General features: G+C 51.5%; 13 protein-coding genes. 9 read left to right on the forward strand and 4 right to left on the reverse strand.

What is annotated here, in order from left to right:
* The first annotated feature begins 18 nt into the window (after positions 1-18).
* Together JW984_01375 and JW984_01380 are read left to right on the forward strand one after the other, a co-directional pair.
* A complete protein-coding gene (locus JW984_01375) occupies positions 19-1,356 on the forward strand; it encodes a pilus assembly PilX N-terminal domain-containing protein (GenBank protein MBN1571825.1) in 1,338 nt (445 codons plus the stop codon).
* Positions 1,357-1,447: 91 nt separating this feature from the next.
* Positions 1,448-1,861, forward strand: a complete 414-nt coding sequence (locus JW984_01380) for a response regulator (GenBank protein MBN1571826.1) — start codon at positions 1,448-1,450, stop codon at positions 1,859-1,861.
* A gap of 253 nt (positions 1,862-2,114) precedes the next feature.
* Here the strand turns inward: JW984_01380 and JW984_01385 are convergent, their stop codons facing one another.
* A complete protein-coding gene (locus JW984_01385) occupies positions 2,115-3,626 on the reverse strand; it encodes a hypothetical protein (GenBank protein ID MBN1571827.1) in 1,512 nt (503 codons plus the stop codon).
* A gap of 455 nt (positions 3,627-4,081) precedes the next feature.
* Positions 4,082-5,872 (reverse strand): chloride channel protein, encoded by a 1,791-nt coding sequence (locus tag JW984_01390; protein ID MBN1571828.1) that lies wholly within the window; start codon positions 5,870-5,872, stop codon positions 4,082-4,084.
* A gap of 153 nt (positions 5,873-6,025) precedes the next feature.
* On the opposite strand from JW984_01390, the gene JW984_01395 reads away from it, so the two are divergent.
* The 3 genes from JW984_01395 (at position 6,026) to JW984_01405 (ending at position 8,640) form a co-directional block, all read left to right on the forward strand.
* Positions 6,026-6,895 carry a hypothetical protein gene (locus JW984_01395; GenBank protein ID MBN1571829.1) on the forward strand — a complete coding sequence of 290 codons (870 nt, stop codon included), beginning with the start codon at positions 6,026-6,028 and terminating at the stop codon, positions 6,893-6,895.
* A 248-nt stretch (positions 6,896-7,143) separates the two neighbouring features.
* Complete coding sequence (locus JW984_01400) at positions 7,144-7,686, forward strand: PaaI family thioesterase (protein MBN1571830.1); 543 nt, start codon at positions 7,144-7,146, stop codon at positions 7,684-7,686.
* Between the two features lie 138 nt (positions 7,687-7,824).
* Positions 7,825-8,640: an MBL fold metallo-hydrolase gene (locus tag JW984_01405; protein MBN1571831.1), complete on the forward strand. Its 816-nt coding sequence runs from the start codon at positions 7,825-7,827 to the stop codon at positions 8,638-8,640.
* Between the two features lie 105 nt (positions 8,641-8,745).
* On the opposite strand, the gene JW984_01410 is transcribed toward JW984_01405, so the two are convergent.
* Positions 8,746-9,801: an EFR1 family ferrodoxin gene (locus JW984_01410; protein MBN1571832.1), complete on the reverse strand. Its 1,056-nt coding sequence runs from the start codon at positions 9,799-9,801 to the stop codon at positions 8,746-8,748.
* A gap of 171 nt (positions 9,802-9,972) precedes the next feature.
* Positions 9,973-11,580 (reverse strand): phosphoglycerate dehydrogenase, encoded by a 1,608-nt coding sequence (locus JW984_01415; protein ID MBN1571833.1) that lies wholly within the window; start codon positions 11,578-11,580, stop codon positions 9,973-9,975.
* A 259-nt stretch (positions 11,581-11,839) separates the two neighbouring features.
* Here JW984_01415 and JW984_01420 point away from each other — a divergent pair, with 259 nt between their 5' ends.
* The 4 genes from JW984_01420 to JW984_01435 all read left to right on the forward strand — a co-directional run bounded on the left by JW984_01420 (position 11,840) and on the right by JW984_01435 (position 15,985).
* Positions 11,840-12,634, forward strand: coding sequence for an enoyl-CoA hydratase/isomerase family protein (locus tag JW984_01420; GenBank protein MBN1571834.1), 795 nt, complete (start codon positions 11,840-11,842; stop codon positions 12,632-12,634).
* A 125-nt stretch (positions 12,635-12,759) separates the two neighbouring features.
* Positions 12,760-14,001: a hypothetical protein gene (locus tag JW984_01425; GenBank protein ID MBN1571835.1), complete on the forward strand. Its 1,242-nt coding sequence runs from the start codon at positions 12,760-12,762 to the stop codon at positions 13,999-14,001.
* Positions 13,998-14,831, forward strand: coding sequence for a DUF3473 domain-containing protein (locus JW984_01430; protein ID MBN1571836.1), 834 nt, complete (start codon positions 13,998-14,000; stop codon positions 14,829-14,831). Before JW984_01425 ends, JW984_01430 begins: the two co-directional genes overlap by 4 nt.
* A gap of 71 nt (positions 14,832-14,902) precedes the next feature.
* Entirely contained in the window at positions 14,903-15,985 is a 1,083-nt protein-coding gene (locus JW984_01435; GenBank protein ID MBN1571837.1) for a GNAT family N-acetyltransferase, read from the forward strand.
* The last annotated feature ends 50 nt before the right edge of the window (positions 15,986-16,035 follow it).

Raw genomic sequence — 16,035 nt, forward strand, 5'->3', positions numbered from 1 at the left:
AGGTATAGGGTGATTACAATGAAGAGGCTATTGAATAAAATAAAAGGCGACGAGTCGGGCCTGACGCTGATAGTCGTGATGATGTTTCTCTTCCTCCTGACTATACTCGGGATGACCATGTACTTTATGTCGTCTACTGACCTTAACATCAGCAGGAACGTGTTCAGGGGGGCAAGGTCTTTTTACGCCGCCGAGGCGGGGGTAAGCGAGGCGATAGCAAGGCTAAACCTCTCCGCATCGGACCCCAAATACGACGCCGCGATGTACGATTCCGCCCCCTTTGACATAAACTGGTCATACGATCTTTCGACAGCACCGCAGTTTAAGGGGAAGCTCGATAACGGCGATTCATATGAGGTTAACATCAAGCACAAAACGATCGATGACGACGATGACCCCACAACGCCCGACGTTGTGGTGACATACGACAAAGGATACTTCCCGTCCATCACCTATCCCGCGGCGGGGGAGGGATATGCCGTGGAGGTTATAACGTCAAAGGGCCGCTCCTCGGACGGAGAGACGGTGGTGGTCCTCGAGATATCCAAGATACCCATGGACATCAAGGTGGAAGGGGCGATAACCGCAAACTCTGAAGTTAATGTGATAGGAAACTTCTGTGCGGACGGACGCGACCACGATATGGAGGGAAACCTGGGGGGGGCCGGGAACGATACGGCTGGGGTAAGAACCACGTCAGGAAACAGTATCACATTGCAAGGATCGGCCGATGTCTATGGAACTCCTCCAACCGACAACACCCTCGATCCGAACACATACCCCAACTCCCCCGAGGAGGTGTTGGGCCTCACGGGAGCGAGCGCTTCCGACTATCTCGATCCGGCAAACTGTGACTACTACGGCCCCTATGACGGCTCGATCGGGATGAACAACGGCGATCCCCTTACGGGAATTACCTATATAACGGGCGACTACCCCGGCCCGAAGGAGAACGGCAGCGGGATATTAATTATCCACAATCCGAACTTCAACCCCTGCAAGTACGAGGCGTCAACGTCCGTGGACAACACACACCCCTGCTGGGACACGGCCTGGGAGAATCCGGCCGACCCTCACTATTATCTCGGCGCCAATCCTTACCATTCAGACTCAACGGTACAGCCGGCGAAATTGGGCAATTACACCTCGAACGCGACTTTCAAGGGGCTCATCATTGCTGATCTGGTTGACAAAATAGCTGGGACTCCCGTTATCATCGGCGCAATGGTCTCGTTGTCATCGATCGACATTCAAAAGTACGGCACCGGAAATGCGGATGTACTGTACAGCTCCGAGGCCCTTAACAACTTCGCCTCAATGGGATTTTCCAAGAAAATAAGCTGGCATAAGGAGTAGAGGGGAATTGATACTGATTTTTACTAAGCCTAAAACAGTGTTTCATATATTGGACCTAATTTTATTAATCTTGATATAAAGGGGTGGGAAAATGAAGATATTAGTTGTAGACCACGATACCGCCTTTAGAGAGTATCTCGAGGAAATCCTCTCCTTGTTGGGTCATCGCACGGTTTGCGTCTCCGATGGCTACGATGCAATAGATTATGTAATGGAGCACAACGTCGACCTCGCATACATCGATATAAATATCCCCGGAATGGACGGCTTTCAGACGTTCAGGAAGATCAGGGAGATAGATCTCAACGTATCAAGCGTTATGATATTCAAGAATATCGATAAGGAGAAGGTGGGTAAAAGGGATCAAGAAGGCGTGGTCTTCTTCTTGGAAAAGCCGTTTACGGTATATGAAATTGAGCTGATCGACAACAGCTTCAAGGATGTTTTGCCGATCCAAGAAGATGACATGATAATCGAGGCGCTATCTCTGGTTGAGAACTTCTGAGTTAGGATGTAAACAATAAAATGGGCGGATAAAACAAACCAACATTTTTTGTAAATCTCTATTGTGGACGATCTCATCTAAGACCGTCCACATTTTTTTTGGGTTATTGATCGATCCAATCTTGGAAGAACTCTCTGAAAGACGAGCGGCAGCGGTTTTTCAGCCGTTTGCATTGCAGTTGCTGATACAGGCTTTGCGGAATCGAACTCCGTCCTGCCAAATTTCTTGATCGGTCCAATCCGTGGGAGACTATCTAAAAGTCGATCGGCAGCGCAACTCCGAAGTTCGCCGTCCAATCCGGGTCGTTATTAGCAAATCCTGTTCCTCCCGATGCCGAGACGATTATCTTTTTGTAGAGCATAAACCTGAATCCGCCCTCGAGGAGGTAGCTGCAAAGTCGATCCGTGTGAAAAGTTTTTCCGTAAAAATTGCCGTAGAGGGAAAGCCAGTCCGTAAGGGCGTACTCGGCCCCGGCGCCAAAGATCAAGAAGTCTCTTTGGGAGCTCGTCTCTTCGGGATTTCCCTCTATGGAGAAGCCGAGATTCAGATGAACCAAAAACCTGTCCAAGGAGGCGGACGTCAGAAAGAGCAGTGTGTAGTCCATCTCCTTTTTCCCCAGGCCTTCACTGTCGTTAGTCGAGGGCATCTTGATCTCGTTCAGAACCCCGAATTGGAACTTGCCCAGGCGCCAGGGGGATATCTTGAAGCCGACCCGGACGTCGCTAAGTCCGTCCGTTCGTCCGTATATGGGGGAGTCTTCAAGGAAGGAGTAGGGGATTTCCACTTGTACGTCGACTCCCTCGGCTATCCCGTAGCGAAGGTCGAGGCTCGGGGTATAGAGGTTGTAGCGTTTGAAGCCCATAGCCGAGAATTCGGCCTCAAAATAAAGGCTTCCATGCCCGATCGTGGCGGCTTCCTCTAAATCCAGGGGGAATGGATAGAGGATGACAATCGTGGGATTGCCGCCCGAAGCGGGTGAGGTGTCCGGGATCAAGCCGTCAAGGCTCCACTCTCTGGAGAAGTGGAGTCCCACAGACCAATCCGGGGTTTCAGAAGTCAAACCGGCGGAGGCGGTCAGCCCCCACTCCCAGCCGTTGGCTATGGGTGCGACGAAGCCTAAGGTGGCCTTGCACCACTCAAAGTCGTCCCTGCCGCCCGTCGCTCCCGATACGTCGCCTACAATTGAAAAATGGTCGGAGATCATATATTCAAAGCCGACGCCATAACCGAACAGATAGTGATATTTACGCATCTCGGTAGTATCGCCGATTATGTGAAGCCCAGCGTTAAAATTCAGAATGAGGCTTTTTAAAGCCAAGGTATAAAGCCCTACGAGGTGAAAATCCTGCACATCCGTTCCCAGGCCGTCTTTATCGTTTGCGTTAGGAAGCTTCGTTGAGATCAGAAAGCCGAGGGTGCCCCAATCACCGCTGAAGGGCGAGGCCTTGAGCCCAACGGTGAGGTCGCCGGGGCCGATCGCGTCGTTAAAATCTGGGCCCTCGCGATAAGTAAGACCCCTATATTTCAAGAACAGGTCGGCGTTTTCCGCGACCCCTAATATCAGATTCAACGAGGAAAAATGGTAAAGCCTGGTGTTGTCATTCAGATAATCCAAACTACTACTATTGTTTAGTCTCAGGTGCCCCTTTCCGATGGTCTCGGCCCTCTCTGTGGGGAGAGGATTCATGTCCGCGGCGTAGGCTGTGGATAAAATAACTATCAGCAGAGCCGAAAGGATTACAGTAAATAGCTTCTTCTGAATCATTTTATCTGTCCTATATAAAATTTTAATAAGAATTAGATAAAATTTATCTTAAATAAGATAAATTTGTAATATTGATACAAAATAGTAGTCAAAATTAGAGGTTGTGTCAAGGAAATTATTTGAATTCTTTAATGACTTATGATAGCAATCCTGATTTGGGAGTATCGAGGGGACGGAAATGATATTGACAGACAACACTCTTGGGGGGGAGACCGCCTGCGATTCGTATAGGCGTCCACGGCAAAGCAAATGGTCGTTAAATCAAGTCGAAGAAACTCGTTTCAATTCGTATCGGAATATGGAAATATGCAGTTGCAGTATGAAAGATATGAGCGAAAGGCCTTCTCAACAAAACTCCACTGTCCTCAATGCCCGATCCGTCCATCCCTCCCTTGACGATGAGAGTTCTGCCCGGGCTTCAGGCCGCGGGACTCGTCTCCGTTAAGGAGGAAATCCTATTCGATGTCTCTTCTTACCATCTCCCTGTTGTACGCGTCAATCACATCCTTTCTCTTGATCATAGCCACAACCCGGCTTGAATCCCTGCTCTCCATTACCGGTATCTCGTCGATGTTGAGCTTGGAGAATTTCTTGATTACTTCGCTCAGGTTTTCGTCGGGAAACGTAGTTATGACGTCCGTTGCGGCTATGTCTTTTGCAATGATAAGGTGTTTCAGGTGTTCTTCCTCCTTCATAAACTTCCTGATGTCGTTCAGGGAGAAAACACCGGTCATCTCCCCGGTTTCGTTTATCACCGGGAAGTAGAAATCGCGGCTTCCGGAGACGAGATCGATTATTGAAGAGCATGACATGCTTTCAGGAATCTTTTTAAAGTCTGTGTGCATGACTCCCTTTACATTAAGGGATTTCAAGACGTTCTGCTCGCGGCCCTCTAAAATGTTTACGCCCCTTCTTACCAGCTTCATGGTGTAGATCGAGTCTTTCTGGATGGCCCTTGCCACCATTGTGCTGGTGACGCAGGCGGTCATCAACGGGAGGATGATCTCGTAGTTTCCGGTCATCTCGAATATTATCATCATGGCGGTCAAGGGGCCGTGGGTGGTCCCTGCAACGAGCGCCCCCATCCCCACGACCGCGTAGGCCCCCACGTCTCCCGTTGTGCCGGGCATGAGGATGTTGAAGAGGTTTCCCAGGGCGGCCCCCACGGTGGCGCCGATAAAAAGGGACGGAGCGAATATCCCCCCAGATCCCCCGGTGGCCAGCGTTGTCGATGTGGCGAATATCTTTACAAATATGAGGATAATCAGAAATATCCATATAGTGTTTTGTTTAAAATTAAGGAGATTTATCCCCTCCATATCATTTACCAACAGCTTGTCGATTGTCTCGTAACCCACGCCGAAGATATGGGGGAAGCCGATGATGGCAAGAGTGCCGATAACCAACCCTCCGACGGCCGGCTTAAAATATTCCGGGATATTGATCCCGTCTACGAAGTCCTCTGTCTTATAAAGGAAGTTCGTAAAAAGGATGGCCACAAGCGCCGCGCAAAGACCCAGGACGGCGTAGTTTCCAAGCTCCTTAAAGCTTGCCAGTTCGTACGCGGGGACGATAAGGGACGGGGCGTTACCCAAAAGCCATCGGGAGATCGCGGTGGCGATAACGGAGCTCACGACGATCGGGGAGAAATGCTCGAGGGTTATCTCGCCCACGATTATCTCCAGAGAGAAGATGACTCCGGCGATCGGCGCGTTGAAGGTGGCGGCGATTCCCGAAGCGGCGCCGCAGGCCACAAACGTCCGCATCCTCTGGGTGGAAGTCCTGAAGAGCTGGCCCATGTTGCTGCCCATCGAGGCGCCGATCATTACAATGGGGCCCTCCCGGCCAACGGAGCCCCCGGAGGCGATGGTGACCGCCGACGCCAGGGTCTTGAAGAGAAAGGTAAATGGGGGAAGTCTCCCCCCCTTGGTCACCACGGCGTCCATGACCTCGGGGACGCCGTGTCCCTTGAGGACCTTGTATTTATAGATCAAGGGGCCAAGGGCCAGCCCCGCCCCAGCCGGGACCAGGAGCTTCCAGTACCAGGGGGTTTCTATTATCCTGTACAGATAGTTCGTGAAATCGCCGTAGAAGACTTCCTGTAACAATAGGATCAGGTACCTGAAGCCTGCGGCCCCGAAGCCGCCCATGATGCCGATTATGATGGCTAACGTGAAAACAAAGGCATTCTGCGTCTGCTCGAAACGCTCCGATAAATGGAAGATCTTCTTTTTAAGCTCGATCACCGTTCCCGATTCCTAATCTGGAAAAATCGCATAAATTACCTTTATAACATAGTGATTTTGTAATGGAAAGTGTTTTGTCAAATATTTTATCAATTTTATTGCCTATTTCTCTCTCTGATTATAAAATGGGGAAAAACATTATCGGAGCAATAAATGAAATCTTTCGATTCGGTCGACAGGGGAAGGAGTATACATGGAATCGGTAAATATCCCTATCTTTTGATCTTGCTTTTTTCCGTCTGTATTTTTATGATTCCAAAAGCGCTCTATTCCCAGGAGCCGGGAAAGGCCGTCTCCGGCGATCCAAAGGAGCTTTTGGAGCTGGGAGACGCTTCATGGGAGAAGAGGGGCACGAAACTCGATACCGATAACGCAAGGGCCGTGGAGTACTATAGGGCGGCCGCCGCGGCCGATCCATTCAGCTACGAGGCCCACTGGAAGTGCGCCCGGGCCCTTTGGTGGCTCACAGACCAGATGCTTGCAGCCGCAAATGTAAAGGGGGGAGAGCACGAAAAGCTCGGCAGGGAGGGGATGGAGCTGGCCGGACGGGCGAAGCTGATAAATCCGGACGGGATCGAGGGACACCTATACTACGCCCTTACGGCCTTTCATTACGCGTTCGGAATAGGGATGATAGAGGCGATGAAGGGGGGGGTGTTTGACGCAATCTGCGAAGACCTAACATGGTGTCAGAAGAGGGATGAAACCTACGGAGGCGGTATCGTTTTGAGGGGGCTGTCATCCTACTTCAGGATAGTACCGTGGCCGAAGAGGGACAACGACAAGTCCTTGAAGCTCTCGACCGAGGCGGTCAAGGCGGACGAAACGAGTGTCAGAAACGTGGTCTACCTCGCCGCGGCCTATGAGATGCTGGGGATGGGAGACAAGGCCGTTAACATTTTGGAGGTCGCCGTAGCGATGGAGGGCGACAAGGAGCAAGAGCCGGATTTCAAGCGCTGGAAGAAATTCGCCAAGAGGTGCATCGATGAGGGGAGGGTGATAGAGACCGAGACTCTGTTTTAAGATGTCTGTTTATTCCTTTTCCACGAAATTGGGGAAGGGAATTTTTATAGCCGCTTTTTATTAAATACCTACCCGTCACTACCCGTCTAATAAAAAAATAGATCATTTCTAAGTCGGATTTTCCTTGACAATGAGAATAAAGATTAATATAGTGAACAATGTTCAATATATAGTACATATGTTTTCGTCACTGATGAATCATCAATGAAAAAGCGCATTTAAAGGCCTAAAAATTGTAGGAGGGAGAAATGACCGAAATTGAGACGAGAAAAGCTGTAAACAAAAACGGCTGCATCAAGCTCATCAACAGCGACAGACACAACTGTTTTGGGTGCAGCCCGAAGAACGACTCGGGATTACAAATGGAATTCTACACCAATGAAAAGGTCGATATGGTCGTGTCGTGGTTTTCCGTTCCCAGCCGCTTTTGCGGCTGGAGCAATGTCGTCCACGGGGGGATAGTTTCAACCATGCTCGACGAGGCGATGGGATGGGGGGGTCTCGTTATACTCAAAAAGCTTATTCTCTCAAAGACGTTGAATGTGGAGTTCAAAAGCCCGGTATTTACGGACACGGGGATAAGGGTCGAGGGGAGCGTTCTCGAGGTCAAGGGGGAAAAAAAGGCGGTGATGGAGGGGCGTATCTATGACGGAAACGACAATATCTGTGCTCAATCTTCCAGCCTCGTTTCCCTCTTCACGGTAGAGAGCATCAGAAAGATGGGCGTCGTGGACGAGGGGATGCTAAACGACATGGATTTGATCACGAATTTCGTATCATCAATCAAATAGGTTGTTTGGAAAACGATGATTGGGAGATTGATTGCGAATCCAATCTCGTTAGTTTGCATAGAGCTTTGCTAACTTTCATTTTAGGTGTTATACTGCCGAAAATCTCTGAATTTATTTAATATTATTGAGGCTAATGTAATGGCAGTGGATTTTAGTTTCAAGTGGATCGGCGGGGCGACGTGGATTTTGGAGGGCGGGGGCTTGAAGATCGCCTGCGATCCGGTTCTGTCTCCCTCGGGGACCGTTCAGGACTACTTCTGGTTCAAGTCCAAGAGGAGGGAGGAGCCTGAATACGAGACCGGGGATTTTAAAGACGTGGATCTCTGGCTCATCACCCACGGGCACGAAGATCACCTGGATGAGGCGGGCCTTGATTTCATAGATAAGAAATCGGTTGTTATTACCCACAAAAACGGACTCCCGAAACTTAAAAAGACCAAGCTGGATGAGATAACCACGCTTTCATGGGGCGAGGTAGTGAGGCTGACGTCTAAAGGTTTCAAGATCACGGTGGAGGCGATGCCCGCCGTCCACGGCGTCAATCCACTCGTCGCATTGCTTGCCGGCGGTGTCAACGGCTACTGGGTCACACTGGAGAAACCTGACGACAAAATCTCTATCTATATCCCTTCCGATACTGTGATAAAAAAGAAGGTCATCGATTCGCTTGAAGGTCGAAAGTGCGACCTTTTTATTCCGAATCTCGGGGCCGCGAGAATAGGCGCCGGCATAAGGGGAAGGCTGTTGATGGATCTGACCCTCACGGCCGAGAAGATCGGTAAAATAATCGAGGTCATCAACCCAAAGATAACGATTCCAGTCCACTTCGGGACATTTTCCCACTACACGGAGCCGGTCGATAAAATAAGGGCGTTAGCAGAAGAGGCGGGCGATAAGGTAAAGATGTTGAAGCCGGGTCAGGAGATCAAATTTACCCTTTGGTCAAGGCAATGAGAGATTTCAGGGTGTCGGGAGGCTGTCTTTAATCGACCGGGTGCCTAAATTCAATATGGTCAAAAGGTTTTTCATCGAGAGACTGCGGTTTTGAATTAAGCCTTTCTATTTACCCTTGAGTTTTTTTAGCACAGTGTCCGGCTCACGATACCGCCCCCAGAAGGGGAGGTGGGTCAGGGTTGTGTAGGTGAAAAGCCGGTTGAAAAAAGGTATCCTTATCAGGGCGTAGAAGACGTAGTACAGGGTGAAAATCGCCAGATAAAAAAACATTAGATCAATAACCGTGCCAAGCCATTCTCCCTTGGATTCCGCGAGGCCGTGGATAAGGGTTCCAAGATACGATAAGATATACATAGATGAAGGTATTGTGGTCGCCAGGTAAAGGATAACCCCCCAGGAGTGCCCCGCCTCGACACAGTTCTGCGGGCAGACGGCGGCGCACCTCATGCAGCTTTCGCAGTTGTATTTCCAGAAGGGTCTGGGCCTGTTTTTGCCCCGCATCTTTATACCCCCGACCGGGCAGTTCTTTGCGCAAATACCGCAGCCGTTGCAGCGATCGTTTGCGAAAAATAGCTTTGCCAGAAAGAAGCGCCCCATTAGAAGGTATGCGAATGATATGAGAGACAGTAGGGCCCCCAGCAGGAGCTCGTAGAGGTTGTTTAAAGTAAACAGCACCCTGCCGCCGGAGTGAATCTTTCTAATAAAACCCTCGACAGCCGGTTTGCTGCGCTCGATTATCTCACGCTGCTTTTTTCTGCCCTGAATTTTATGCAAGGAAAACCAGTTCGAGGGCATATCGACGCTCATCAGGCCCCGTACCCTGTAGCCCTTCAGGAAAAGTATCAGGGCCGTGATGAAAGTGGCGCTGCCGGCGATGCCTGGCAGAAACAGACTCCCGAACTTGAGCCCGGCCCTCGTGGCGACCGTAAAGGCGCGGGTTGATCTCCCCCTCGGCAGGCGGGACGCAAATTTTATGACGTGCCAGGGTGCGGTAAAGCCGTGGGTGGGATGGACGATACCCAACAGGTCACGGCTCGTCTCTTTTATCCTGTCTTCACTTCCGATCCCATCGACGGAGCGAATTTGGGAGTCGGCCCCCTGTTTTCTGAGAAACTCGTCAATCCATGCCGCAACGCGGTAGGAGTTACCGGTTCCGCTCATGTAGAAGATTCTGATTTTGCCGATTTTGCCTATTTTGATATTGGAATAGTTTTTCAAGTTTTTCGGGTCTTTCGGGGTCGTTTCGGGCAATTTTTTGCTTATCTAAAATCAAATAATATGTCTTTTTCCCTGGCCGGTCGATCCACACAAGACCGATACCGGTTGGCCGCTCTAAAGCTCTATCTGCCTGACCTCGTTTACGTTTGGGAGTTTCCTCAAGAGGTCGAGGATCGTATCCTCCACGGGGCTGTCCGCGCTTATCAATATCAGGTTCTTCTTTTTCTCGATGTCTCTGGCAAGCTGCATCCTCCCGATGTTCACCTGAGCGAATCCGAGGGAGGTACCTATGCTGCCGACAACACCCGGGTTGTCGTCGTTTACAACGAGGATGATTATCCCCTCGGGGATCGTCTCGATAAAGTAGTTATCGACCCTGACAATGCGCGGCCTGTTGCCGACGATTGCCCCGGATATGAATCTCTTCCAATTCTCCCCCGAGACCGAGACCGTGATCTCGCTGGAGTAGTCCCGAGATGACGAGGAGGTATCCTCTTCAACTTCGATGCCGTATTCCCTGGCCATGACGGGGGCGTTAATCAGGTTGATCTTCTCCTGTGTGATAAAAGATAAAAGCCCCCTTAAGATGTTGAGGGAGATGAGGCTCGTCTCGTACTCCTCGATCTTGCCCAGATAGCCGATCTCCACCCTCTTTATCTTTTCCGATGTGAGTATCTGTCCCATGAAGCTCCCGAGCTTTTGTCCCAGGTCCATGAACGGCTTTAAAGTCTTCAGCGTCTCTTGCCCCAGGGCTGGGAAGTTAACGGGATTCTGGACTATTCCGCTCCGGTAATACTCTATGATCTGTTCCGACAGGGATCGGGAGGTCTTCTCGTAGGCCTCCTCTGTGTCTCCTCCGAGGTGAGGCGTCAATATAACCTTTTCGTTTTCAAGGAGCCTCTTGTTGTCCGGGGGCTCGGTCTCGAAGACATCCAGCGCTGCCCCGGCCACGATCCCCTCGTCAATCGCCCAGAGGAGATCGTCCTCGCTCAAGACGCCTCCGCCCGTCAGGTTTATTATCCTGACGCCCGGCTTCATCTTTGAAAAGAGCTCCCGGGTAAACAGCACCTTATCCCTTTTCATCTTCGGGGTGTGGATCGTTATGTAGTCCGACTCGGACAGGAGCCTGTCCATATCCACCAGCTCCCCGCCGCTCCTTAAGGCTATCTCTTCGGTGATCAGGGGATCGTTCACCAGAATCCTCATCCCGAATCCCCTTGCCCTGTCCGCCACCATCCTCCCGATCCGCCCGAGGCCGACGACTCCCAGGACCTTGTTCAGCACCTCGGTTCCCGTAAACCTCTTCTTCTCCCACTTCCCCACCTTCATGGAGGCCGTGGCCTGGGGGATGTTTCTGGAGAGGGCCATCAACATAGATATGGTGTGCTCGGCCGTAGTCACCGTGTTTGCGAGGGGGGTGTTCATAACGAGGATGCCCCGGGAGGTGGCGTAATCGAGGTCTATGTTGTCGAGCTCCGTCCCGACAAGACAAATGGTTTCGAGCCTTTTCCCGGCGGAGATGATCTTCTCGTCGATCGTCATCGAGTCCGATACTATGAGAGCGTCGTACTTGTCTATCAGCTCCGTTATGGAGCCGATCTTGTCCGGGGAAAGAAGATCGACAGTAAATCCCTCCATCTTCTTTATCGATCCGAGGGCAGACTCGGTTATCTGGAAGGGCGAGAGAATTTTTATCGGACCACTTTGAGATTTTCTTTTCATCAGATACTCTTTTCCTCTGTTTTTTTTGAAATAATATAATTAAACAAATCGGGCCTTGTGTCAATATCAAACGAGGAAAAAAGATGAAAATATATAATAAAAAGTGAGACAACCGTCATCTTAATTGTATCGGCCGTGGTCGCGGGAGAGCCGAATTCTGAGGATGCCGGACAAAAAAGTACTCCACGCGAGTTTCTGATTGGATTATAGCTTCAGTTGGGGTAAACTTAGGACGACCTTAATGGAGGGGAGGACTTGAATGAACTATAAGTATCTAAAAGTCGAAGAAGAGGGGGTTCTTGCCGTTGTCAGGCTTTATCGTCACGAAAAGAAAAACGCGCTCTCGACGGACCTCATCGAAGAGCTCTTGGTCCTTGCCGGGGAGTTCGACCAAAGGAGTGATATTACAACAATAATACTCACAGGCAGTAACGGATTTTTTTCGGCGGGCGTAGACCTCACAGACCCGAAGATCTACGAGATCTTTTCCGCCCCGATCTCTGCCAGGAGGAAGATGATCGATTTCGGCCCGAAGATGTGCAAGGCATGGGAGAGCCTCGATCAGATCACCATCGGGGCTATCGAGGGATTCTGTATCGGGGGCGGAGTCTCGCTCGTCTCCTCCCTCGATTTTCGGGTAATGGCCGAATCATCCTATATACGGGTGCCGGAGATATCCCTCGGTATGAACATGAGCTGGGCCACGCTACCGAGGTTAGTTCATCTCGTCGGCCCGGCAAGGGCGAAGGAGATCGTCATATTTGCGGAGCGGGTATACGGAAAGGACGCGTACGACTGGGGCTTCGCTCAGAGGCTTTGTCCCGACGGTAAGGCTATAAACGAGGCCAAAAAAATCGCCGGGAAGGTGTCGAAGATGCCGCCCGTGCCCGTCATGATGACGAAGCAGACGATCAACGCCCTGACGACCGCCCTCGACAGGACGGCGTCGTACATGGATACGGATCAGTATATCCTTTCGATCATGACCGAGGACTTCAAGGAGGGAGTGGCAGCATTCATGGAGAAGAGAGACCCGAAGTTCAAGGGGGAGTAGGGTGGCATCTTTTGCGGGATTAAATTACCATTAAATATCGACACACATCCTTGACACATTTGACAAAATGTAATATCTTTATAACTCCTTTATATTTATAATGGACTGTTTTTTTGGAGCGACCGATGGTAGATACTTCTTTACTCCTTCACGCAAACCTCCTCTATGCCGAGTTCCCTTTTTCAGAAATTCCGAATGTGGTGGATAAGAGCTATCTCCCCGTGTTGGAGATGCTCGAAAGCAATCCCGCATACAAGGTAATCCTCAATTGGACCGGATTTACCCTGGAGGTTATGGAGGGAAAATTTCCTGAATACGGCAAGTACCCGGAGGTGATCGAGCTTCTGAGGCACCTCATAAAGAGGGGCCAGGTCGAGATCACCGGGACGAGCTGGGCCCACTCGATCCTTCCCATGTCCCCCATCGACGAGGTCGGGCTCGATATCGACAATTACCTGGAGACGGCAAAGAGGGTCTTGAAGGTCAGGCCGAGGGGCTTCTTCCCGCCGGAGCTGGGTATAGACCCCCTCCTCGGCATGGTGCTGAAAGAGAAGGGATTCGATTACTGCTTTGTGGATAACGACATCCTAAGATATACCGTTCAGGACAGGCTCAACACGAGAAACGACTTCAAGCTTCCCGAGCCGTCGTTTCTGAAACAGGTCTCTCAGGTCTCAAAGAAGAACGTGATTTTCCAGCTCCTGTTTTTGCTTAAATGGAAGAGGCTGGTTCTGGGGCTCACCGACATGAACCCGGTTACCTGGGAGGCCGCCGGCGAAAAAGAGATCGTAGCTTTTAGAAGCTACCAGCCCTGGAACTCCTACACCCTATCCTGTCTCGGCCGGATGGCGATCATGAACGAGAAGAGGCTCTATAAAATACTGGACACGGTGACGCCCACAATAGAAGGCTATTTTCTCCCATTCTCGACCGACTTCGAGTTTTACGGCTACGGCGGAAACGTCAAGGAAGACCCGATCCCCGTGTCGAGGCTCAAAAGCCTCCTCGAATATATTCACCAGAGCCCGAACATGCAATTCACGCTCCCGTCGGAGTATATAAATAAGAGGAGCAAGGACGGCTTCAAAAGCCTGTATCTCAGGACCGGGAGCTGGAGCACCGACGGCGATTTCGCCCTGTGGGACGCGGACCCTGACAACAAGAGGCTCAACGAGTTCGTCCGGGAGGTAAGGGAGAGGTATCATCGAACCAAGGCGAAGCTCTCTAAGAAGGAGAGGGACGAGGTTGTGAAATGTCTCCTCCTCTCTCAGAACAGCGACGGCAGGGGCTGGACGCCCATTCCGGAGCACAGGCTCTTCTGCTATAATTTAGCCCTAAGGGCGCTCAAGATAATGGAGAAACAGTGAAGATGAGGATAGCCCTCTCCTTTGACGTCGAGGACTGGTATATGGGCCTGGAGCTTCCCGTAAGCGAATGGAAGGGCAAGGAGCGTCGCCTCAAAGTCGGGCTTTCAAGGATACTCTCACTCCTGAATGAGAAGAAGATCAAGGCGACATTCTTCATACTCGGGGTCGTCTGCGAGATGTACCCGGACGAGGTCAAGATGATCGCTGACTCCGGCCACGAGATCGGCTCTCACGGCTACTCCCACACGATGGTATACAAGCTCGATCCGAAGTCCTTTCGGGACGAGGTCAGAAAGACCGACGCCCGTATCGTAGAGATTACTGGGAAAAAGCCAGTAGGCTTTCGGGCCCCATATTTCTCGATCACCGAAAGGTCGCTCTGGGCGCTGGACATCTTAATCGAGGAGGGATACATTTACGACGCCAGCATCTACCCCGGCTACAACTACCGCTACGGCATCCCGGACACACCCATAGGCAGCTACCGCTATCCCGGAAAGGAGATCGTGGAGTTTCCCGTATCCACGATGGAGCTTTTAGGCAGACGCATCGGGATTGGCGGGGCCTATTTTCGGATACTCCCCTTATTTTTAACAAGGAGGGGGATCAAAATGCGGGGGGCCGAAGGGATAGACACCGTGATATACCTCCACCCCTGGGAGTTCGACCCGAAGCACCCGAAGATCAAGGTGGCGCCCCTGGCCACCCTGACACACTACATAAACCTGAAAAGGACCTATCCCCGGATGAAGAGGCTCTTGAATACCTACTCCTTCGCCACGTGCCGGGAGCTGGTCGAGGGGAGGTACGGCCGGGGTTCGGGCCGGTAGGGGGGATGAGGTTGGGTTGGGTTTGTTGAGGGGGGATGAGGTTTAGGCAAGTCAAGGGAGATAAAGGCGGCATGGCTAAAGAAAAGATCACGGCCGGGCTTCTGACCGAAGTGGAGATCGGGGGCGCGGTCGACCTCCTGAAGGAGGTCTTCGAAGAGACCGGCGCCCAAAAGCGAAGCCTCATGAATAAGGATTTCTATCGATGGCAGTACATCGATACAAGAAGCCCCGTAGTTGTCGCGAGGGAGGGAAAGGCTATCGTCGCCCATTACCCTCTGACGACCTATAACTTCTTGCTGGGCAAAGAAGTCGGCAAGACCGCCGTGATTCAAGACCTGGTGACAAAGAGCGACTGCAGGAAGAGGGGGGCTTTCAAGCTGATGGGGGACGTCGCAAACGAGGTTTGTGAGAAGTACAAATACGACCTCATCTACGCCTTTCCGAACCCGAAATCTTTTCCCGGCTTCGTCAAGCATCACGGGTACACGCACCTGTTGACCATTCCCCTTTTCGTCTCTCCCGTAAGCCTTTCGGAGATAGTAAGGGCGAAGCTGAAGTTCCCACCGGCGGCCTGGCCCTTTAAACCGATAGATTATCTGCTGCGGATTTTTACAAGGAGAAAATCCGGGAGGTTCAAGGTCGAGGAGCATGACGCCGTCCCTGAGGGGATAGACCGGCTGTGGGAGTCGTCAAAAGATAAATACGGCTCCGCCCTCGTCCGCGACAGCGGCTACGTCCGTTGGCGATTCAGGGGACGCCCCGGCTCGGTCTACCGCATCTTCACGGCAACCGACGGGGACGAGATCGTCGCGTACGCCGTCCTCGGCTCCGGCCTTTTTTTCGGCCTCCCAACGGCCGTTATCATGGACTTCTTTGCCGCCGAGGGAAAAGACGGGCTGCGAGCCTTCAAGTATCTGATCAGGGAGATAAAGGGGGCGGCCCACGAGCGAGGTGACGGGCTGATCCTCACGGCGACCAGGGCGGAATCGGGGATAAACCGTGTATTGTATCGTGCGGGATTCATCAGGGTGCCCGACCCCGTCAACCCGAGGAAGCTGAAGCTTGTGGTAAGGCCAATCAGCGGGCGGGCAAAAAAGTATGTACTTTCAAAGAGGGAGTGGTTTTTGACCCTGGCCGACTGGGACGTCCTGTAGCTGTAAGTTGGGGCCGGGGTGCCGTTTCGCTGGCAATTTGCATCGGGGGC

Origin of the sequence: Candidatus Zymogenus saltonus, from assembly GCA_016929395.1 — a bacterium.
GTDB classification, from domain to species: Bacteria; Desulfobacterota; Zymogenia; order Zymogenales; family Zymogenaceae; genus Zymogenus; species Zymogenus saltonus.

Bases quoted from the DNA above. Each gene is read 5' to 3' on its own strand.
- JW984_01375 (MBN1571825.1), top strand. From the start codon at position 19: ATGAAGAGGCTATTGAATAAAATAAAAGGCGACGAGTCGGGCCTGACG.
- JW984_01425 (MBN1571835.1), top strand. From the start codon at position 12,760: ATGGTAGATACTTCTTTACTCCTTCACGCAAACCTCCTCTATGCCGAG.
- JW984_01405 (MBN1571831.1), top strand. From the start codon at position 7,825: ATGGCAGTGGATTTTAGTTTCAAGTGGATCGGCGGGGCGACGTGGATT.
- JW984_01385 (MBN1571827.1), bottom strand. From the start codon at position 3,626: ATGATTCAGAAGAAGCTATTTACTGTAATCCTTTCGGCTCTGCTGATA.
- JW984_01395 (MBN1571829.1), top strand. From the start codon at position 6,026: ATGAAATCTTTCGATTCGGTCGACAGGGGAAGGAGTATACATGGAATC.
- JW984_01400 (MBN1571830.1), top strand. From the start codon at position 7,144: ATGACCGAAATTGAGACGAGAAAAGCTGTAAACAAAAACGGCTGCATC.
- JW984_01435 (MBN1571837.1), top strand. From the start codon at position 14,903: ATGGCTAAAGAAAAGATCACGGCCGGGCTTCTGACCGAAGTGGAGATC.
- JW984_01410 (MBN1571832.1), bottom strand. From the start codon at position 9,801: ATGAGCGGAACCGGTAACTCCTACCGCGTTGCGGCATGGATTGACGAG.
- JW984_01420 (MBN1571834.1), top strand. From the start codon at position 11,840: ATGAACTATAAGTATCTAAAAGTCGAAGAAGAGGGGGTTCTTGCCGTT.
- JW984_01415 (MBN1571833.1), bottom strand. From the start codon at position 11,580: ATGAAAAGAAAATCTCAAAGTGGTCCGATAAAAATTCTCTCGCCCTTC.
- JW984_01380 (MBN1571826.1), top strand. From the start codon at position 1,448: ATGAAGATATTAGTTGTAGACCACGATACCGCCTTTAGAGAGTATCTC.